This window comes from Helicobacter sp., assembly GCF_014799995.1.
GTDB lineage: Bacteria > Campylobacterota > Campylobacteria > Campylobacterales > Helicobacteraceae > Helicobacter_D.
Genome location: NZ_JAAVGY010000024.1, coordinates 1 through 19,045, shown reverse-complemented (window position 1 = coordinate 19,045; position 19,045 = coordinate 1). Strand labels below are relative to the sequence as shown.

Below are 19,045 nucleotides of genomic sequence, written 5' to 3'. Positions count from 1 at the left end.
TTCCGAACCTAGCAGTTAAGCTCTTCTTCGCTGATGATACTGCTCTTTGCAAGAGTGGTAAAGTAGGACGGTGCGGAGATGAGAGTGTAAAAGACAATAGAGTTGGTCTCTTTTATTTAAATCTCTTTAAGGAATAATTAATGAAATACTTTTTGCATAGAATTTCTCATGAATGGCAGGCATCTTATCCATTGCTTGAAAATGGATTGTTATCTATTGGTTGGTCTGATTTTAGTGAGAGAGAGTTTGTCGATGATGTCAGGAGAGGGAAAGAATTTTTAGACAAACGGTTGGAAGTACTGAAAGACCCATTGGGAAAATTACCAAGAAACAGGAACTGCTTGTATAGGTTTATTGTCGAAATGGATAGAAGGGATATTATACTTGTTCCAAAACCTAAATTTTTTAGCATATATAGAGTAGTGGAAACTGCTGTTCCTGTCTCTGAAATCAACTTGCCCAAAAATTTGTATAGTGAAGATGGCAAACCTATTACAATTCAAAAAGGCTTAATCTATAAAGGCAATGAGAGTGTTGATTTAGGGTTTATTATTAGGGTAGAACTCATAGCTAAAGATGTTTCAAGATATGAATATGCGGATGCAGCATTAACGGCTCGGATGAGAAAAGTTCGTTTTACAAATGCGTGTATAGACGATTTAAAAGGGAGTGTGCAAAACGTTATTTTGTCATTTAATAATGGAAATGAGAAATAATGAATAAGGACAAGGTTGTATTTAATACGATAATGAAGGCGGTAAATCTAACAAATTGAAGAATCTTATAAAATGATATTGCGAAAAAGCAGGAGCATCGGTGGTTGATATACCGTCAAAAAATATTAGTAATAAAGAAAGAGATGCGGATGTTATTGCAATCTTTGAAAATCTGAAGCTAGTTTTGTATATACAGGCAAAATTTTATGAGGATAAAGCAAATAAATATGCAGTAGAACAGATAAATGACTATCGCAACTATGCATCTAATGATGATGACGGCTATCCCCATATAGCATGGGTAATTACTACTGCTGATGAATATAATGAAGAGGCATTAAAATTAGCGACAGAAAATAATATCATACTCATCACGGGTATCCAGTTTGCAGAAATGCTTTTAAATGTCGGTTTTAGTGGAATGGATATATAAAACAAAAAGAATAAAAATATAAAATTGTCAGCTTGTGCGATAGCCATCATTGTTTATATAGCGTTTTTGTCTATAAGATTGGTAGATACATAGAAAGGGATAGTTAGTGGCAAGTTATAGTGAGCAGGATTCCAAAAATGATAAAAGAAAAGATAGTGGTTCAAGACACGCAATGAGTAAAGCTAAAGAATATGGCATAAAAAGAGCCGTAATGTATGATGAAGAATTTTTAATAATGAGAAATTTAATTTAAATAGAGAGTTAATTGCTCAAGAAATGAAAAGACAAAACGGGTAACGATTGGAACTCAATGAAGCTGTAATTAAGGGCTTTAATACAGATATAGCTAATAGAGATTTTAAAATTATCACCAAAAGAAATGCAAAATCTATCATTGAAAGTTTAAAAAAGTGGAAAGATAAACAATGCAAAAAAGGCTTAATGGTATAGAATGATGTTTATTTTTGTAACAGACAAATAAATTTCTCTCTTTTTTTGGGGTTAAATTGCTGGACTTCCTTTTTATTTTAGATACAATGAAAAATCTTTAATTAAATCAATAAGGAGAAAAGATGAAGATTCTAGTTTTTATGTTATTAATGATTTCTTGGGTGTTTGGCGCAGTCAATCTCAATACCGCAAGCAAAGCAGAATTAATGAGTGTTAAAGGAATCGGTGAAGCAAAGGCACAAGCGATTATAGACTATCGCTCCAAAAAGCCTTTTAAATCTGTGAATGAATTAACCAATGTTAAAGGGTTTGGAAAGAAATCTTTAGAAAAATTCAAAGGAGAATTTGTCGTAGAGGAAGAATCTCTAGCAGCTCAAGAATCCCCCAAGTCTGAAAAAAAGAAAAAGAAAACCAAAGAATAAGTTTGAGCTAAGAAGCTATCGCATAGAATCGTGCGATATGCTATCATAAATTCCCTTTGTGGCTAAATTTGTTTTTAGTCTCTTCTATGGTGATTCCGCTAATGAGGTAATGCCCCTCGTTGCCTCCAGCAAAATCTGATTTTATTTGAAAGCTGTTAAGACATTTGAGTTTGCTATATTGAATCACACTATATTCTGAATTGAGTCGGTGTTGGCGCAAGTATTTAACCGCTTCTTCTTCGGTTTGGGCGGCATAAACGCTCATATTTGCTACAATATCATTGTGATACATATCCCTTTCGTCCTCGTCAATCTCCACTTTCCCATTTTTTAATCCCCTCACGATATACCATTGATTGCCAATGTTTGCTTTATCAATTCTCTTGACATACTCTAAGGACTTGTCTATATTAATCGCATTCGCAATATTGGAATTTTCTTGAAGCATAGAATAAATTTCTTTTGCCTCATTTAGGAGTGCTTTGATTTCTTGTTCATCGTCCCCAAAAGCTTTTTTGAGAATCGGTCCATAAAGCGACAAAAAGTCATTAAAAGCAAGCTTGCTAATATCAACTGCTGATTTTACTGCCACGCACGCAAGGGAATTTTCTATTTTTTCCATAACCCCTTTGGATTCAATTGTGCGATTCCAAAATGCAAAGTCATAACGCACGATTGCAGGGTATTCAGAAACTACAACATACATTGTTTTTGTCATTTCCTCACCCTTGCCAGCACCCATAATCGCAGTGATTGCAGTATGAACTAGTTGGGCGATTCCATTGGCAACATTGCCATTTCCATCAAATATTGTAACGATTGCGTCCTTTATGTCCTTTGCAATATCTGTCGTTTCAGAGGTTTTAGCCCTAAATTCTTTGTATTCCCCAATCACTCTAGTGATAGGAACTTTCAATGTGGTATCATTGAGTTTCCCGTCCAAAAGGTCTTTTTGAATCTCTGACAAAAATGTATTTGCCTTCTGTTCCGCTAATTCAATCAATAATTGCAAAGCCTCTTTGATTTCAGCCATTTTCTCATCAACAGGGTCAATGCTTTTGATAATATCTCTAATTGCAGCCATTTTTTCTCCTTGTAATTAAAATGCAGGAGAATTGTATTAAAAATAACTATTAGTTATTTTGCCGCTATTTCGGCAAAATAACTATATTTGTCAAGAGAGTTTGCTAGATTTTTGAAAACAGAGCCATTAAAGTATCTGTTGCTCCAAGCGAGGCGAGGGTGGATTCATAAGATTCTTGTAAAACCTTGTTATCAAGGAAATTTCCCCAAATTTTTTGTCCAGCCGGTTTGCCTTTAGCCAGCCAATAAAGTGTATTGGAGAGAGAGTATCTTTGGATTCCTTTGACAAATTCTACTTTCAATCCGCTTTTGTCTCCAAGTTTTCTTAAAGTGTGGGGATTATAAAGATAGAGATGAGGACTCCAATAAGTAAATTCCTGAAATGCTTTATTGTGGTAAATAGTGAGCAGAGCATCATTGGCATTGGGCACTTCTATAATCATTTTGCCATTTTCTTTGAGTAAGGAAGCGAGTTGTTGTAGAATCTCAATGGGGTTTTGCAGGTGTTCAATCACGTGAAATGCGGTAATGACATCATATTTATTCTGCCCCCCCCCCCCCCACTATTTGCTAGACTTCTTGATAGAGGAATATTATATTGTTCATAAATAGGTGCGACTTGCTCTTCTAATTCTACCCCCATAACACTTTTTGCAAACTCTTTGGCTTGGATTAAGAATCCCGCATAACCGCTTCCGAAGTCAAGTAAATCTTTGCCAATAATAAAATTTAGACAAAATTCAAGCCTTGCTTTGTTAAAAATCCACATATCGTTGATAAAATCTGTGCGCCCTGTGAGTTGATAGACTTCTGTTTGATTATGCATATTGCCTTGTTTGTAAAACTCTTCGCTAGTATTTTGATTATCTAAGAATACTAATCCACACTCCTCGCATTCAAAAATTTTTGTCTTTGGGTTATCTCTCACTTTACCTTCTCTTTGGCGATGTTTAGTTGAGCCACATAAATAACATTTCATTTTTTCTCCTTTTAAAAGTTTTGGGTGCAATAGCTAGCCCAATGTTCTTTGAATATAACAAACAAATTTCCACGAAATTCTTTTTGTTGTATTTCATCTTTTATGCCGATTTTCTCTAAAGTTTGAATTTCAATAGAGAAGATGGCTTGTGCGCATTTTTTAGCGTCAAAGGCAGATAATTCTCCTAATGGAGATAAAGACTTTAGAATATCATTTTTGTTTTTTAATAATATCTCATAGGGAATATTGGACATTTTAGAAAGCAAAAGAAGCAGATTGCAAAAATTAAATAAAGCCATATTTTTGAATGTCCTTATCATTTGCTTTTAGTTTTTTAAGTCTTAAGGCTTCTTTTTTGTATTTAGAATCAAAGCAAGATTGGATTGCAGATCGTGGAATCTCCCTATTGAGATTTTTGCAATAATTATCTTTCCAAGGGCTTTCTTTATGAGTATTTTCACTAAGTTTCCAAGCACCCATAGAGCCGTATTTATCAAAGATAAATACGAGCAAATCCATAATGTCTTTGTTTTTTGCGATATTATCTGTCTTGAATTTTTTGAGTTCATCAAAAGAAATAGAACCGCTTCCATATCGTTTAAAGCGGTCATAAACGCTTTGGACGACAGGACCATAATCCCAAGCCTCTATTCTTTCTTCAAATAAAGGTTTTTTAAACAATGCCAAACAATGCCCTTGTGCGTAGTAGAGCATTTTTTGCATTTTAAGGTTGCTAATTGTATCCCCAGCATCTCTGCTTCTAGCCAAAAACAAAAAATATTTAGCAACTTCTAAAGCTTCCATAGTTTATCCTTAAACTAAAAATAGCACATATTACTTAAAAATCTTTAAATTGCCATTAAATGTGCGCTTTAACTGAATCATTTGAGTAAGAAAATCAATCTAGCTTAATGATAGCAGCTCTATTTGGAATCCCTAAAGGAACGACTTGAAAATGGTGTCTTTTTTGAAACTCTTCTATGGCTTGTTTGTTGCCAATATGAGGGGCAAAATAGCTAAGTATAATCATTCCGCCTCGCACAAGTCTAGGATAAAAAAATTCCAATCCTGCTAAGGTTGGTGCATACAAATCCACGTCAATATCTACAAAGCAAAATTGCTCATTTTCTAATCCATTTGCTGTTTGGGGAAACCAGCCTTTTTTAATGATAATATTATCAGGATATGGCATTTTGTTTAGCACTAATTCCAAAGAAGTGTTATTGAGATGATTTGCGCCGAAATTGACCGCTTCCAAATCTTTTGAAGCATCAATGTCTTGCGCATCATAACCCTCGAAAGTGTCAAATAAAAAGAGTTTTTTGTCTTTAAGGATTTGATTCATTCTTTTTGCTGTGTCTCCTTGATAAACACCAAGTTCTGCTATATTGCCCTTGAGATTATATGTCTTGCAAATGACTGCAAAATTATTTAAGAAAGTTTCAAGTGTCTGATGATAATTTTTAATCAGGAAATCATCTATTTTGGCTTTTGGAATCTTTAATTCCTCTTGCAGTTGTCGCAAAATGTCCTCTCCACATATAGAGCCGATAATTACTTTGTCAAATTCTGTTGCTAGAAGTGCATTTGGAGATTTCACTTCATATTCTCCACCTTGAATACGAAGCATTTGCCCGTGTTTTTTGGAGTCATTATCGACAAAGAATAGAATCTTATTCTTCTGCCCCCCCCCCCCCCATTATTTAATAGCTTATTAGCTACTTCTTTGCCGCCTGTGGCTGCTCCAAAAATTACATTTTTTTCCATTTTTTCTCCTTACTTTAAAGTTGCAATAAATTTTAGAATCTGAATGACAATTTCTTTTAGTGTTAATTTTTGTTCTCTTGATTGTGTTAAGCATTGAATAATTTTATTACGAATTTTTTCACTATTTTGGGAGTTTGGGATAATTTTTTCTAAATTTGTAGAGAATGCGTCATAAATATTACTAAGAGTTGGCGTTTTATTTTTGTCTCTTTTTTGATTTTGTTCAATGGAATCAATAATTTGTGAAATAAGGCAGTTGATTTTATTTCTGTTTGAGTTTTCCAAGAATTACCTTTATTTCATCATCGCTAAAGCTTGGATTAGAAAGATTTTCATTGTGATATTTAGAATCTTTGTGTTTATTATAAGCGAGGGCTTTACCTTTCAATTCCAACAATACAAGTTGCATGATCCTGATGTATGGAGGAATTATGATATTTGAGTTTGAAGCATTGAAAATGATAATAGGCAAATGTCCTTTGTATCCCGGATTGGCATAAAGAGAATTGGGTAAGATAAGCCCAATTCTAGTAAAGGAGCTTCTTGGTAGGACAATCCCGCATAAATCATTGGGGATTGATATTTTCTCTGTGCTTGAGGCATAGAGGTAGTGGAGCGGTTTAAGCTCATATCCTTGCGCAAGGTTAATTTCCTCATAAATATCATTACACAAACTATCATCACAATCTATATCAAAGAGGTTAATGGTTTTATCTGTTTTTCTAATTTTGGCAATTTCTCCCAAAGTTAAATCAATGCTAGAACCTCTGATTTGAAAGTCATTAAGAGGTGTAACAATATTCTCTTTTTTATTGCGTTTTTTTAGCTTGGAAGTTGCTAAAACCATAATTGATTCTCCCATAAAAAAATGTTTAATGCTACTTGAAAACGCATTAAAATACCATTAAATCCTGCCAAATTATGAATCTTTCTAATATTTGTTTTTAATTTATAAAAACTCGGTTTATAGTTTTTATTTTTTTATAAATTCATTCCTTGATAATAAAAGTAGGTTTGTGCAAAAAGGGGAATTTCTGAAATTTAACCTTTTGTCCTTTGAAAAAATCATCTACCGCTTTGGTTTCCCCTGCAAAAATACCATAATCATCAAAGACTATTGCCCCCCCCCCCCCATTATTTTGTCATACATATTTTCCAAGATAGTAACCGCAGGTTCATAAATATCTGTGTCAATATGCAAAAGTGCAATTTTGAGCTGTGGGTTGTCCTTGCAATATCGGGGTAAAGTTTCATTAATATCACCTTTTATTAGTTCATAGTTTTTGATTCCTTTATATTGCAAAATTTTATGCATTTCATCTAAGGTAATTGCATCTCCTGCTTCGTTAATAAACTCTTGCCTTTTGATTTTGTCGTCCTCAAAGTTTGTTTGAGGGAAATCACCAAACATATCAAATCCTATAAGTTTTCTTGAATTTTCAGTCTCTAAAATATTTCTAAAATGAGCAAATTCAAAAAAAGAATTTCCCTTGAATATGCCACATTCCACGATTGCCCCAGGTAGATTGATAATTTTTTCATAAAGTTTAAAATGTGCAATGAATTTGCCAAATCTTCTATCGTCTGCTGTTGCATAGAATCCATTTTCATATTCAAATGCCTTTTGTGTTTCAAAACCATTTAACTCCATTTTTACTCCTTTAAATTTTTTATGCTACGCACATAAGGGTATCACCCCCCCCCCCCTTTTTTTTAGACAAAAATTAATTTGCCTTTCATTCCACATACCTAAAGACTCTTCTTTTAACTCAAAGAAATGTTGATCATAGGATTTATTATAAATATAATGCCATTTTCTTTGAAAATTTGCTTTCAAAAATCTTGCATTTGCCGTTCTACCATCTACTACAATTAAAGCACCGGGCAACAAAAAATGCTCCATAGCTAAAATATCAGCTGCCATAGGAAGTCTATCTTGATGAGACATAGAAAAACCCCTAATATCCCCTTTGGTTTTATAAATTCCCGGTCCATCAAGATAGATAAAATCAGGACAAATATTGGGAATTTTTTCATAATAGGTGCAAATTCTATCATTAAAGGTAGAAATTGTCGTGGGACTATAATTGAAAATAACATTATTTGTTTTATATATTTTTTTTGTATTTTCTATCCATTTTTCATCATCATCTACGCTATAACACAAAAAAGCATTAGTGCGTCTTAAATTTTTGCTTACAAATTCACTATATTTAGCTTTATTGTGTTCTAAGGCATCGTCAAAAACTATAGTGCTTTTTCCAAGTCCAAATTCTAAAATAGTAGTAACTTTTCTTGTGGTGATTAAATAATGGAGTCTTATTAAATCATCTAATTCTGTGTGAAAAGCTTGTGTTGGAGTTGGATTGACATTGTGATAAGGGTCATTTACTATATTTTTTCTGTCTAATTTTCCATAATCTTTTATATCATTAATTCCCAATTTTTTATAAAATGGGAATTTCAAAAGATATTCTTCATAATTTAAATTTTTAAACATTATTAACTCCTTTAACCTAAGTTGGATTTACCATATTCAAAAAGATTACAATCATATCTTGGTAGGCTATGCAAAATCTCCTTTAATACAATATCCTTATAATTCACATCAAAAGAAAATCTCACACCCAATTTCCCCAAAATCTCTTTGGTCTCTTGCGTATAAATATGCGCTCCCTCATAGGGGTAACAAAAACCGCCTGTGGCTGCTCCAAAAATTACATTTTTTTCCATTTTCTCTCCTTTAATTAAAATTTTCAAACAAATCTTGGTAAATCTCCAAAGTTTGCATTCGTTGGTTTTGGAAGTCCGCGTGTTTTTGTGGATAGTTTTCAAGCAAAGCAAAGATATTTTGCTCAAATTTTTCTTTTGCTTCCACAAAACAATCCGCAAGATTCACGCTCTCATAGAGTGCTTTCATTCTATTTACATAAGAATGGGATAATCCTATTACTTTGGCGTTTTCTACAAAACACGCAATGGAAGCGTGAAACCTTGAAACGAGGGAGAATGTGGAATCTCTATAAATAGAAGCAATAAAGTGTGCTCCAAATTCTCCTTGTAATAGAGGAGCAACACTAATGTTCTCTCTTTTATATCTTTCGTTGGTCAAACTTAGGATTTCGCAGATAGCCTCTAAATCTAGCGGGATATGTGGAACAAAAATAATGTGTAATTTTAAAGTATTGATAGCATATTCTATGATTCTCACTAGAGAGTTTTTGAAATTTTGCCATTCTTGCAAAGTTAAATGCGGTTCTTTGCTTATGATGTTGATTGCAAGATACTTTTTGTCCAAAAATTTTGATTTAAAGTTGCTTTTAAAAAAGAATCCATTGTCTAAAGTTTCGTGAGTGCCTTTTAAAAATTCTTTTCCAAATTCGCGTTCAATCACCAGTGCGCTGCCATCATTTCGTAAGTTAATGTGAATCTTGTCATTAGTTAATAAAACTTTCCAGAATCTCAAAAAAGATTCTTTGTTTGTGGTGGATATTTGTGGAATATCTAATTTCTCATTGTGAAAGAAATTTAATCCCATACTCACGATAAATAGTGGTTTTTCAACTTTTTCCCAAAGTTTTGAATCGCAGTTGAAAGTCGTGGCAGTTAAAGAATTGGCTTGATTATAGCTCATATAGCCCCCCCCCCCAATTATACAGCCATCATAAGAGTTAATTTCAGAAATTAATTCTTGATTAAAAAATCGTTTGTCGCCTAGGGTATAGTTATTGTAAAATTTTCTTATTTCTAAACAAGTAATGTCTAAATCTAAATGAAGTTGTCTCAAAAGATTTCTGAAGCCAATGTGCGAGATATTATCCCCAATATTACCACTAAAGCTTGCTAAATGCAGGATTCTCATTTTTTGGCTGGGGGCAATAGTTGAAAGCATATTTTATCCTTTAATTTTTCGTATGATATAGGTAAAATCTTTTGAGGTATCCATTAAATAATCAATACCGCTTGTCAAAATAATTTGAATCTTTCTATCTACAATAATATATCTATCGTGGAGTTCATTATAGCTATTGTTAATTTCTCCATCAAGATTTTCCTTAATAGCCCAATCTTCACAAATTTTTTTTAATTCAGTGCAGAGAATTTTTATAGCAGATATGAAGTTGGTGCGGATTTTTTTGGGAATGCAAGAAGAGGGTGGATAAAAAATGCTCAATTTTTGCTTGGGAAAACACCATTCTGCAAATTGTTTAAAAGAATCCTGATTATCACATAAATACTTATCATAAATAAATAGGGATTTAGCATTGCGAAATAAAGCTTTGAAATGTTCTTTTGCCTTTGTTCTTTCTTCTTGTTTAGAAAAAGTAGCAGTAAGGTTGTTCTCTATTTTGTCGTTAAAGACATTGATATAAGGGAAATTGCTTTTATTTTGAGAAAGAATAATTTTATAAACAGTATCATTGGCGAGTTCTTCTAAAGAGTCATTAAGGGAATAATCGCCTTTTCCAAATAGTTGGCTTAGAATATCTGGGTCATAGTTTTGATAGTATGATTTCATATATTTGCCACTTAGGAGAATCGGAGGTTTATAATAATGTAAAATACGCTTTACAATTTCATTGTCGCAAGATTTATTGTTTTTGAAATTGCACAGTTCTTTAGCTAAATCATCTTCTAGCACCATTGTAAAATCTACCATGTCATCTCCAAAAGCTCGTCTAAATCGCTATCAAAGAACCCTTTTGGAAATTTAACGATTTGCCCATTTTTATCGGTATATTTACCACGTTTGTTGATATTAAGAGACATAAATTCTGCCTCCACTTGTTCTCTATAATAGATTTGCACTTCTTGTTCTGAAATTTTTTCTTTAAAGATAGCATAGCGCGTTTTATTGAGGATATGCTCGGAATGTGTTTCTATGATGACTTGGATTCCAGCATTTGCCAAAAATACGAAAAAATCAGCCAACTTTGAGATTGCCTTAGGGTGTAAATGCACTTCAGGATTCTCGACTATCAATAAATTGTCTTGTTCTAACGATAAACCTAGAATGAGGATTTTGGTAAGATAGCTAACCCCTGCACCCAAGTTAAATGGGGAAAGTTCCGCACCATTTAAATCATTATTTTTATAAAACACTTTGATATTAATGTTGTCTATTTCTTGTGTTTGTGGTTCAAGATTTAAATCCAAAATTTCTTTTAGCCAAAACATAACTTGCGTTGAAAGCGAATTTGAATTTTTGCTAAAAATAAGCCCTTTGTTTTTTAAAGTCTTGCTTTTACTATCATTAAAAAACCCAAACAAATATTCTCCATTGCACCCACTTCTTAATGTTTTGTGCTTTTTGGCAATATTTTCTTGTCCGATTCTATTTGCGCAAAGATAGAATAATTTTTCTTCAAAGGCAGGGAAGTTGGAATCCTCAAGTTCTTCCCATTGCTTATTTTGAGTTTCGTAAATAAGGGTAGGTAATTGTTGAGTATTGATACTCGGCGTTACCTTGATTTGTTGTTCTTTTGTATTGCGACTCAACAAATATTTCAATTCTCCTAAATTATCTAAATATGCTTCCAAATGCAAATTTTTATGTGCGCAGTAAGAATAAAACAAAAGGGATTGAATAACGCTTGATTTCCCTGAAGAGTTTGTTCCTGTCAAAATTGTCAAGGGTTTGATTGCAAATTCTTGATTTATAATACTTTTAAAGTTTTCTATTTTAAGGCTTGTAATCATTAATAAACTCCTCTACTTTATTAAATCTGTATTCTACACTAGGCGTACTATCAATGCTATTGCTAAAATTGCCTGATTCATCAAATTTTTTCTTTAAAGTCGTAATACTTTTTTTGCTTGGTTTTCTGCTTTTATTTTCGCATAAAACAAACAAGTAAGCTAAACTCTCAAATAATGCCATATTAATGGGTCTTCTATTGATGCCGTCAGGATTGTCAAAACGGAAAATATCTTCTCCGTAATTTTTGAATGCAAAACTCATAGATTTTTTGAAATCCAATTTTAATTCACTGATTAATTCATAATTATCAGTAGCATTTAAAAACTGCATCACTTCTGCTAAAAACCCATCAATGCTTCCTTTGTATTCAATGTCTTTAAGATTTTTAGTGCGATAAAGATAGAATCCAATAAAGCGCAAAATGATATATCTATCTTTCATGTGATTTGTTTTTATGGAATAGCCTGTTGCTTGTTTGAAAATCTCTAGTTCGCTTAATTCTTTAATGAGTTTGGTGGATTCTCCTTGATAGAGGGCATTGCGCATTTCTTGATTGTTGAGTCTCGTGCCACCACGATTGACTCTATCAAAAATATTAAACTTCACTTGCTCCGGAGTTGGAGGCTGAATCGTATAGGTTTCTATCTGATAGTCTTCGATTTTTCTTTGCTGTATCGGCTCTAATTCAGAAAATTTCTTGCCGACAACACTTTTGATAATATTCAAATCCCCTATCTTAAATTTGTCATTCATGAAATCAATAAAAGTAGAGATTCTTTGTCTGCCATCTACAACTTGAATCTTTGTATCTTTGGCTTCAAAAAAATAAAACACGGGAATAGGAATCCCCATAAGTATAGATTCTATAAGTTCGGATTTTTGTTTAGAGTCCCAAACTTTTTCTCTTTGAAATTCTGGGTCAAGTTGAATATCACCCCTTTCTTGCCGCCTTTTAATCTCATAAAGGCTCATTCTGCCCTTTTCTATCCTTATGGATTCTAAGGGATAGATTTGCTTATATTCTTGGGATTCTGTATTTAGAGAGGATTCGCCCTCTAGTTCTTCGTTATTAGATTCTGTTTGATTGAGGTTTTCTAAATTTTTAGACATTTTCGCTTTCTTTCGTTGTTTTAGGAGTTAAATTGCCTGAAATTATATTTAATTCAGCCTAAAACTAAAATTATTTTTAGCTTTGCTTCGTAGTGGAATCCGCCATCTTGTCATCACGAAGATCTTTAGAGTTGTGAAATTTTGTACAAATGAGATTCCACAATAGGAATCCCAAAAGTACAAGGCGAGATTCTGCATTGCCACGAAAGTTGTATCAACTTCTCGCAATGATGAAAGTAGAATCTACAATAGAATCTCATAATTGTTTAAACTCTTGATAATATTTCCAAGATTCTACAATATCAGGACGAGCCTTATTTATATAGACTAAATGTTCATCTAAAATTTTATCAAGCTTCTTTGCTAGAGGTTTGTTTGCTGAAAGATAATCAAGCAATTTGGTCTCACTCAAGGCTTTAGAATCCTCAATTCTTTTTTGTTTTTCTATCCATTCAACGAGAGATTTGCAATATTGTTTGACTTTTGCAAACTCTGAAAGTCCCAAAAGTCTTTTTTCCTCTCCTTTGGCAACGACAAAAATAATTTCACATGTTGAGTTTTCTAGTATTTTATCCGTTATATCTTTTATCTCTTGTGGCAACTTTATCCCCTCGTAACGACTTTGGATTTCATAGTGTATAACACCATTGATTGGAATCCAATATTTTGTTGTGATAAAAATATCACTATTGCATTGCGGAATGTGGCAAATGAGTGGCAAAATTCCCTCATATTTGGATATTTTTTCTTCAAAAAATGTTTTTTCCGTGTTAGAAATTCCCTTAAAATCACAATATTTAGCGATTTTTTGCATTGTGTCGAAAGCTTTTTGTCCGATAATTTCTGACATATCAATGATTAAGGTATTGTGAATATTGGGGCAAGCATTAATCAATTGAGAATCGTGGAATGTTTTGTACCTAAAATCCATCCAATACTCCGCGCAATTTAAATCCGGCATTATACTGATACTTATCCTCCCCCCCCCCATTATTTGCAGTGTATCCTACCAATTTCGGAAAGATAGCATTCAAATCAGCACCGAGTGAAAAATATCTTGCACTTTTATCGTTATATCTCTTCATACCAATGTAATGTTTTAATGTGGAAATAGGGTCTCGGATTAAATTAATCGCTTTATCTGCATAGATTAGATGATGAAATTTTTGCGCATTTTTATCTGTCAAGAAATTCCTTAGTGCTAAATAGCTAAATTGATGTGGCAGGATTTTAGAATGTAGGATTTGATTGTAAAGGTAATAATAATTTGCTTTGCTGTCATTGCTGTTTGTAAAGTAGTAACAGACACCATCATATTTAGCAAGAAAAACTCCAAAGCCTGTGTTTCCCGCTCCGTGACTTCCCCAATAAACAAATTTAAATTTTTGGGGTAGAGGGAGGTTTAATTCCCAAGCAACCTCACAAGGAATTTGATGATAATCAATATTCTCTGGATTGAGTAGCGGAGGGAAAGGTTGGTTTGAGTGCTTGAGAAACTCCTCACTTGAAACCCATTTTAAGATTTCCTCTGCATATGGCTTGATATTGTCTTGTATAAGTAGAGATTCTATCTGTTGTAGCATTTTATATTTCCTTTGATAATTTGCTCTGCATTGATGAGATCATCAATACAATCAATATCTAAACTGCTTTGCTTGTCCATTAGATAATAGTCTGTATTGAGTGGTAAAAAAGTAGGATTTATCCTAAAGATCTCTGATTTTATGATATAGATTGCACCATTACTCATAAAACAAGTTGGGAGACTTTGACGAGGCATAAAAGGAAAAAAATCATTACAAATTCCTTTGAGATTATCTTGATCGTCTAGTATAAAAGCTTTTAAAATTTTATTGTCTATTGCGATAACGCTAATAAGAGCATTCGCATTTCGCTTTTTAAATCTCTCAAAAGATTCCTCTATATGTCTTGTTGTTCTAAAGGGTGATGTGGGTTGAAGCAGAATAATGTTTTGATATTGTGGATAGAATTCTAAAGTATGTAGGATTACTTTATCGCTTGTTGTGTCATCTTGAGACAATGAACTTGGTCTTTTAAGGGTTTGGATTCCTTGAGATTTACCATATTCTAAAATCTCCTCCCCATCACTGCTCAAGACTATCTCATCAATACATTTTGCTTTTTTTGCGGCTTGGATTGTATAATAGAGTAAAGGCTTGCCATCTAAAAGAGTTAAATTTTTGTTTTTTATCCCCTTACTCCCAGCTCTTGCTGGGATAATAGCTAGAGTCATTTTTCTCCTTTAATTTTTTGTAAGACAAGAAATAAAAAATCTCCTAAGTTATTTTTATCAATTACCTTTTGAATCTCATTGGAGATTTGATTGATTTGCTTATAAAGATTTTTTTGCCTATCAAAATTTGTAAATGCGTGAATAATATCCATAAAACCTTGTCCATATACCCATTTGCCCACAAGTTTGAATCCCGCTTTTTTATAAACTAATTCCAAAGATTTCTCACTAAATATATTGAGATGCAAAGGGGCAATTAAATGCCGATATACTTGATTGGGCGCAACTAAATTAACGAAAGAAGCTAGGGACGGGTGGCGCGGGACTTCAATAACTAATAAAGAATCTTTTTTCATCTCTTTGCCGAAAAATTCTAAAGTTTCTTTTGGGTTCTCCAAATGTTCTAAAACATTTAAAAAAGAAATGATTTGAGAATCTTGTATGGATTTTAGTAAATTTGAATCACAAGAATTAATATCCAAAAACCCCTCTTGAACAATATCATTACCCAATTTATTATTTGCAAACTGCACTGCTTTTGTATCGGATTCAAATCCTAAAATGTCAAATCCCAATTCTCTTGCTGCATAGAGGAGTTCTCCAGCACCACAGCCAATATCTAACCACAGAGGATTTCTTGCGATTTTGTTTGTGTTTTGATAAGTTTTGTTGATAAAGTTTGCTTTGGGCTTTGAAATTACTTCCAATCTTATGGGAAAAACATTATTGCTATAATAGGCATCATCAAAGTTACTTTCTGTGCCATCGTTTTGATAGAGTTGCGCAATATTTTTTAATGGGTCTTTGATAAAAAGATTTTCACAATTTTCACATTCTACATAGTGGAATCCATAGACTTCTACATAAGGCTTTAAGGAAGCACCATTACACATAGGACAAGCCTTTAGAATTTTTCTTGGTTGCTTAAGAAATTTGTTTGCTTTACTATTGCATTTAGCAACTTGTTCTTTAATCCATTGTGGAGTTCTAAGGATTTTTGTATTATCAAATTCCTTACCATAGCGTATAAGGGCATTCTGCCCCCCCCCCCATTATTTAATGTTTTCATTGTTTATCTCCTTGTAATATTAAATCAATAAATTCTCTGACAGCACCTTCTCCACCACTTTTTGATAGACGAATAATGCCTTTAAGATTTTTAACTTTGTAATGCGCATTGCTTGGGCAAGCTTTTATGCCAACCTTTTCTAAGACGGGAATACAATTGATGTCATCACCGACATAAGCCACATTACAGAGATTGATTTTTTCTTTTTTGCAAACTGATTCCAATCTTTTTAGTTTTTGCTTGGCATTTAAGCCCATATAGATGTAGTCTATTTTGAGTTTATTTGCTCTTTTGGTGATGATTTTATTATTTTCTCCCGTTAAGATTCCTGTCTTGATTTCATATTTTCTTAAAATTTCAAATCCTTTTCCGTCAGTTGTATTAAATTTTTTACCCTCTATTCCATTATCAAAGTAATACATTCCCCCATCTGTTAGAGTTCCATCTACATCACTGACGAAAAGTTTGATTTTGTGTTTTTTGGGCTTAAATCTATCGCTTTGATAATTTTGCATAAGCATTTGGGCGATTTCCCAATCCACAGGTTCATCTATTTCTATTCCTTTGTATTCCTCCATTTCATAGATTGCAATTTTGCCACTGATTCTATTTTTGGAGTGCAAAATATCAGCAATCCTGCTGATATAAAAAGCACCATTTTCCATAAATAGCCCTTCAAAGTCTTGTCGTCTAGGTCTATTTGAAAAATTATAATTTATGGCTTGTGATTCTAAATCCCAAAAAAATCTTTTTGTTCTTACGCAGCTCAATAAACTATCACAAGATGTGTTTTTAAATTTTTCCAATGCTTGATTGAAGTCTTTTGTCTCTGTCAGAGGGGAAGTAGCTTGCACAAGCATAAAAATATCTTTTTGTTGGAAGTTATTTTTTGTTAGATATTCTAACATTACGGATTCTGTGCTAGAACTATCTTGTGCATTTTCTGCGTCTCTTCTATAAATTTCAACTTTAGAAAATTGAAAACTTTTGATAATATTTTCAATCTTGTTACAATCAGTGGCTACAACAATCTTATCAATTGTGGAATATTCCAAAGCTTGTAGATTCCAAAATACCAATGGCTTACCACAAAAAGGTTTAATATTTTTTAAAGGTATGCTTTTACTACCGCATCTTAGGGGAATGAATGCTATTTTCATTGTTTGTAGCAACCAAATTTTAATTTATTTCTTTGTGCAATCTCTATCTCTAAAATGTCTTGTTCCTTAAATCGCAGAGATTCATAAACTTCATTAAGACCACTAACGAGATTTGCTAATTCGTTAGGTTCTAAAGAGGCACTGTGATCTGTGCCTTTCCAAGTTTTATCTTTCGTGAAATGTCGTTCAATATATTTTGCACCTAATGTAAAAGCCGCCATATCTAAATTAATTCCCAAGTGATGTCCAGAATAAGCAACGCAGTGAATCAAGTCTTGATATTTTTCTCTTAATTTTACAATTTCTAGCAGGCAAGCTTCATTGGAAGCAATGGGATAGCCAGAAGTGCAAGCGTATAATACTAGAGATTTCGTCTTATTTTTACTTTTAAATAAATCAATAATAGCATCTATTTCTTGGGTTGTGCTCATACCCAAAGAAATATGAATCTCTCCTTGATAAGTATCTCTTAATATCTCCAATAATGCTAAATTTGTATTGCAGCCAGATGGCACTTTGATGAGTGGTGGAGCAAGCTCTATAATTTCTTGTGCGCTAGTGCAATCCCATACTGATGTGCTATAAATAATACCTATTTCTTGACCGTAAAGTTGCAATTCTCTATGTTGTTCCTTTGTAAATTCTAAAAATTCTCTATGTTCTCCATAGGTTTTGCCATAAGAATTTTTAGGATTAGGGTGAGGAGAATTGTATTGTTCCTCCGAAAGAAGTTCTTTGTTGTTTCGTTTTTGAAATTTAGCGACTTTTGCTCCAGTGTTTTTGGCTAGTCTCATTAACTCCTTAGCAATTCCCATTTCTCCTTTGTGGTTGCAACCAATTTCGGCAATCACTTGTGGTTGTGAATAAACAATATTTTCCATTTTTACCTCCTATTGTATTTGTCTTCATATCTGATAATATCATCTTCTCCGAAATAGTCTCCAAGCTGCACTTCACAAAAAACAAGATTCTTTGTGCCTGTGTTGATAATTCTATGCTTGCAGCCTTTTGGGATAAAGATGTATTTCCCTGCATAAGCATCGATAGAGGAATCCTCTAAAACAATTTTCCCTCTGCCATAAACAATAATCCAGTGTTCCTCTCTCCTCTTATGTTTTTGCAAGCTAATCATTTGATAGGGAAACAAAGTAATCAATTTTGATTGCACATTTTTAGTCAATAAAATACTTTTATAAAAACCCCAAGGACGTGAAGAGATTTGATGCATCATTTCTTTAGATAAAAAAGGTTTGAAATGAGGCTTCAAAGCAATATTATTGAGTAGCAAGAAATGAAAGTTTGTTCTTGTAATAAAGTTAAATAATAATCTATTTTCATCTAAGATTGGGATAATATCAATTTTTTTATCCTCAAAGAGAGATGCGAGATTATCAAAATTAAAATTATCTTTTAGGATATAAGTAAAATTATTAAAAGTAAAATGTTGAGAAATGATTTCTTTATTTGGCAGTTTATCGGGATTTTTGAGTAACCATCTACGAATATCTCCATCAACCAAACACCCAATGATTTTATTATTTTTATCTGCAACAAAAACAGCTTTTATTTTGTTTGTTTCAATTTTAGAAATTGCATCAAGAAGTGTTTCGCAATTTTTAATAGATAGATTTTGTATGGCATTTTTCATTTTTTCTCTCCAAACTCTCTTTTAAGTCTAGGCACTTCAAAGAAATAGAATCTTAAATATCCTCCTTTATACCAATCTTTATCCGCTTGCATTAAGGCAACTCCAAGTTTATAAGTCAAACATTCTTTTTCTTTTAAGGCTTCTTTGTAGTCTGGATAAGATTCTAGTTTGGGAAGTTTTAAACTAGGATTCTTTGCAACCTTTGCTTCATATTCTAAAATCTCTTTTTTATGGGATTCTTTAATATAAGATA

The 19,045-nt window shown here is 32.8% G+C and carries 29 protein-coding genes and 1 pseudogene; 5 read left to right on the top strand and 25 right to left on the bottom strand.

The features are described 5' to 3' along the window. The first annotated feature begins 140 nt into the window (after positions 1 to 140). The 5 genes from HDT10_RS03985 (at position 141) to HDT10_RS03965 (ending at position 2,021) form a co-directional block, all read left to right on the top strand. Complete coding sequence (locus HDT10_RS03985; protein ID WP_290880241.1) at positions 141 to 716, top strand: hypothetical protein; 576 nt, start codon at positions 141 to 143, stop codon at positions 714 to 716. Positions 717 to 816: 100 nt separating this feature from the next. Continuing rightward, entirely contained in the window at positions 817 to 1,149 is a 333-nt protein-coding gene (locus tag HDT10_RS03980; RefSeq protein WP_290880238.1) for a restriction endonuclease, read from the top strand. A 106-nt stretch (positions 1,150 to 1,255) separates the two neighbouring features. Continuing rightward, the gene (locus tag HDT10_RS03975; protein ID WP_290880235.1) at positions 1,256 to 1,402 is read left to right on the top strand and encodes a hypothetical protein; all 147 of its coding nucleotides are present in this window, start codon (positions 1,256 to 1,258) and stop codon (positions 1,400 to 1,402) included. A gap of 47 nt (positions 1,403 to 1,449) precedes the next feature. Continuing rightward, positions 1,450 to 1,599, top strand: a complete 150-nt coding sequence (locus HDT10_RS03970; protein ID WP_290880232.1) for a hypothetical protein — start codon at positions 1,450 to 1,452, stop codon at positions 1,597 to 1,599. 122 nt (positions 1,600 to 1,721) lie between these two features. After that, positions 1,722 to 2,021: a helix-hairpin-helix domain-containing protein gene (locus HDT10_RS03965; RefSeq protein ID WP_290880230.1), complete on the top strand. Its 300-nt coding sequence runs from the start codon at positions 1,722 to 1,724 to the stop codon at positions 2,019 to 2,021. 43 nt (positions 2,022 to 2,064) lie between these two features. On the opposite strand, the gene HDT10_RS03960 is transcribed toward HDT10_RS03965, so the two are convergent. The 25 genes and pseudogenes from HDT10_RS03960 to HDT10_RS03840 form a co-directional block, all read right to left on the bottom strand. Then, positions 2,065 to 3,105, bottom strand: a complete 1,041-nt coding sequence (locus HDT10_RS03960) for a hypothetical protein (RefSeq protein ID WP_290880228.1) — start codon at positions 3,103 to 3,105, stop codon at positions 2,065 to 2,067. Positions 3,106 to 3,208: 103 nt separating this feature from the next. Then, positions 3,209 to 3,619: a class I SAM-dependent methyltransferase gene (locus HDT10_RS03955; RefSeq protein ID WP_290880225.1), complete on the bottom strand. Its 411-nt coding sequence runs from the start codon at positions 3,617 to 3,619 to the stop codon at positions 3,209 to 3,211. Next, positions 3,616 to 4,083 (bottom strand): hypothetical protein, encoded by a 468-nt coding sequence (locus HDT10_RS03950; protein ID WP_290880223.1) that lies wholly within the window; start codon positions 4,081 to 4,083, stop codon positions 3,616 to 3,618. The genes HDT10_RS03955 and HDT10_RS03950 overlap by 4 nt, the downstream gene beginning before the upstream one ends. Before the next feature lie 11 nt (positions 4,084 to 4,094). Beyond that, entirely contained in the window at positions 4,095 to 4,382 is a 288-nt protein-coding gene (locus HDT10_RS03945) for a hypothetical protein (RefSeq protein WP_290880220.1), read from the bottom strand. Further along, positions 4,369 to 4,887 carry a Panacea domain-containing protein gene (locus tag HDT10_RS03940; RefSeq protein WP_290880219.1) on the bottom strand — a complete coding sequence of 173 codons (519 nt, stop codon included), beginning with the start codon at positions 4,885 to 4,887 and terminating at the stop codon, positions 4,369 to 4,371. The genes HDT10_RS03945 and HDT10_RS03940 overlap by 14 nt, the downstream gene beginning before the upstream one ends. Before the next feature lie 94 nt (positions 4,888 to 4,981). Then, positions 4,982 to 5,683, bottom strand: a complete 702-nt coding sequence (locus HDT10_RS03935) for a TylF/MycF/NovP-related O-methyltransferase (protein ID WP_290880217.1) — start codon at positions 5,681 to 5,683, stop codon at positions 4,982 to 4,984. Next, a complete protein-coding gene (locus HDT10_RS03930; protein WP_290880216.1) occupies positions 5,680 to 5,850 on the bottom strand; it encodes a hypothetical protein in 171 nt (56 codons plus the stop codon). Before HDT10_RS03930 ends, HDT10_RS03935 begins: the two co-directional genes overlap by 4 nt. 9 nt (positions 5,851 to 5,859) lie before the next feature. Further along, positions 5,860 to 6,135, bottom strand: coding sequence for a hypothetical protein (locus HDT10_RS03925; protein ID WP_290880214.1), 276 nt, complete (start codon positions 6,133 to 6,135; stop codon positions 5,860 to 5,862). Beyond that, on the bottom strand, positions 6,113 to 6,697 hold the full coding sequence (gene dcd / locus HDT10_RS03920; RefSeq protein WP_290880213.1) for a dCTP deaminase: 585 nt from the start codon (positions 6,695 to 6,697) through the stop codon (positions 6,113 to 6,115). Before dcd ends, HDT10_RS03925 begins: the two co-directional genes overlap by 23 nt. 267 nt (positions 6,698 to 6,964) lie before the next feature. After that, complete coding sequence (locus HDT10_RS03915) at positions 6,965 to 7,501, bottom strand: TylF/MycF/NovP-related O-methyltransferase (RefSeq protein WP_290880210.1); 537 nt, start codon at positions 7,499 to 7,501, stop codon at positions 6,965 to 6,967. A gap of 24 nt (positions 7,502 to 7,525) precedes the next feature. Continuing rightward, positions 7,526 to 8,350 (bottom strand): hypothetical protein, encoded by an 825-nt coding sequence (locus HDT10_RS03910; protein WP_290880208.1) that lies wholly within the window; start codon positions 8,348 to 8,350, stop codon positions 7,526 to 7,528. An 11-nt stretch (positions 8,351 to 8,361) separates the two neighbouring features. Further along, positions 8,362 to 8,583: a hypothetical protein gene (locus HDT10_RS03905; RefSeq protein WP_290880206.1), complete on the bottom strand. Its 222-nt coding sequence runs from the start codon at positions 8,581 to 8,583 to the stop codon at positions 8,362 to 8,364. A 10-nt stretch (positions 8,584 to 8,593) separates the two neighbouring features. After that, positions 8,594 to 9,742, bottom strand: a complete 1,149-nt coding sequence (locus HDT10_RS03900; RefSeq protein WP_290880203.1) for a polysaccharide pyruvyl transferase family protein — start codon at positions 9,740 to 9,742, stop codon at positions 8,594 to 8,596. Between the two features lie 3 nt (positions 9,743 to 9,745). Then, positions 9,746 to 10,510, bottom strand: coding sequence for a hypothetical protein (locus HDT10_RS03895; protein ID WP_290880200.1), 765 nt, complete (start codon positions 10,508 to 10,510; stop codon positions 9,746 to 9,748). Continuing rightward, a complete protein-coding gene (locus tag HDT10_RS03890; protein ID WP_290880197.1) occupies positions 10,504 to 11,550 on the bottom strand; it encodes an AAA family ATPase in 1,047 nt (348 codons plus the stop codon). The genes HDT10_RS03895 and HDT10_RS03890 overlap by 7 nt, the downstream gene beginning before the upstream one ends. Continuing rightward, on the bottom strand, positions 11,534 to 12,661 hold the full coding sequence (locus HDT10_RS03885) for a DUF262 domain-containing protein (RefSeq protein ID WP_290880196.1): 1,128 nt from the start codon (positions 12,659 to 12,661) through the stop codon (positions 11,534 to 11,536). Before HDT10_RS03885 ends, HDT10_RS03890 begins: the two co-directional genes overlap by 17 nt. Before the next feature lie 256 nt (positions 12,662 to 12,917). Next, positions 12,918 to 13,592: a DUF2972 domain-containing protein gene (locus HDT10_RS03880; RefSeq protein WP_290880194.1), complete on the bottom strand. Its 675-nt coding sequence runs from the start codon at positions 13,590 to 13,592 to the stop codon at positions 12,918 to 12,920. Continuing rightward, complete coding sequence (locus tag HDT10_RS03875; RefSeq protein ID WP_290880193.1) at positions 13,582 to 14,244, bottom strand: hypothetical protein; 663 nt, start codon at positions 14,242 to 14,244, stop codon at positions 13,582 to 13,584. Before HDT10_RS03875 ends, HDT10_RS03880 begins: the two co-directional genes overlap by 11 nt. After that, positions 14,229 to 14,915: an acylneuraminate cytidylyltransferase family protein gene (locus tag HDT10_RS03870; protein WP_290880191.1), complete on the bottom strand. Its 687-nt coding sequence runs from the start codon at positions 14,913 to 14,915 to the stop codon at positions 14,229 to 14,231. Before HDT10_RS03870 ends, HDT10_RS03875 begins: the two co-directional genes overlap by 16 nt. Further along, complete coding sequence (locus HDT10_RS03865; protein WP_290880190.1) at positions 14,912 to 15,808, bottom strand: class I SAM-dependent methyltransferase; 897 nt, start codon at positions 15,806 to 15,808, stop codon at positions 14,912 to 14,914. Before HDT10_RS03865 ends, HDT10_RS03870 begins: the two co-directional genes overlap by 4 nt. An 11-nt stretch (positions 15,809 to 15,819) precedes the next feature. Further along, positions 15,820 to 15,984: a hypothetical protein gene (locus tag HDT10_RS03860; protein WP_290880187.1), complete on the bottom strand. Its 165-nt coding sequence runs from the start codon at positions 15,982 to 15,984 to the stop codon at positions 15,820 to 15,822. Further along, entirely contained in the window at positions 15,981 to 17,144 is a 1,164-nt protein-coding gene (locus HDT10_RS03855; protein WP_290880184.1) for an acylneuraminate cytidylyltransferase, read from the bottom strand. Before HDT10_RS03855 ends, HDT10_RS03860 begins: the two co-directional genes overlap by 4 nt. Then, entirely contained in the window at positions 17,141 to 18,025 is an 885-nt protein-coding gene (locus HDT10_RS03850) for an N-acetylneuraminate synthase family protein (protein WP_290880181.1), read from the bottom strand. Before HDT10_RS03850 ends, HDT10_RS03855 begins: the two co-directional genes overlap by 4 nt. A gap of 2 nt (positions 18,026 to 18,027) precedes the next feature. Continuing rightward, complete coding sequence (locus HDT10_RS03845) at positions 18,028 to 18,792, bottom strand: cupin domain-containing protein (protein WP_290880178.1); 765 nt, start codon at positions 18,790 to 18,792, stop codon at positions 18,028 to 18,030. Then, a pseudogene (locus tag HDT10_RS03840) lies at positions 18,789 to 19,045 on the bottom strand (sugar transferase); the annotation flags it as partial. The gene HDT10_RS03845 and the pseudogene HDT10_RS03840, both read right to left, overlap by 4 nt.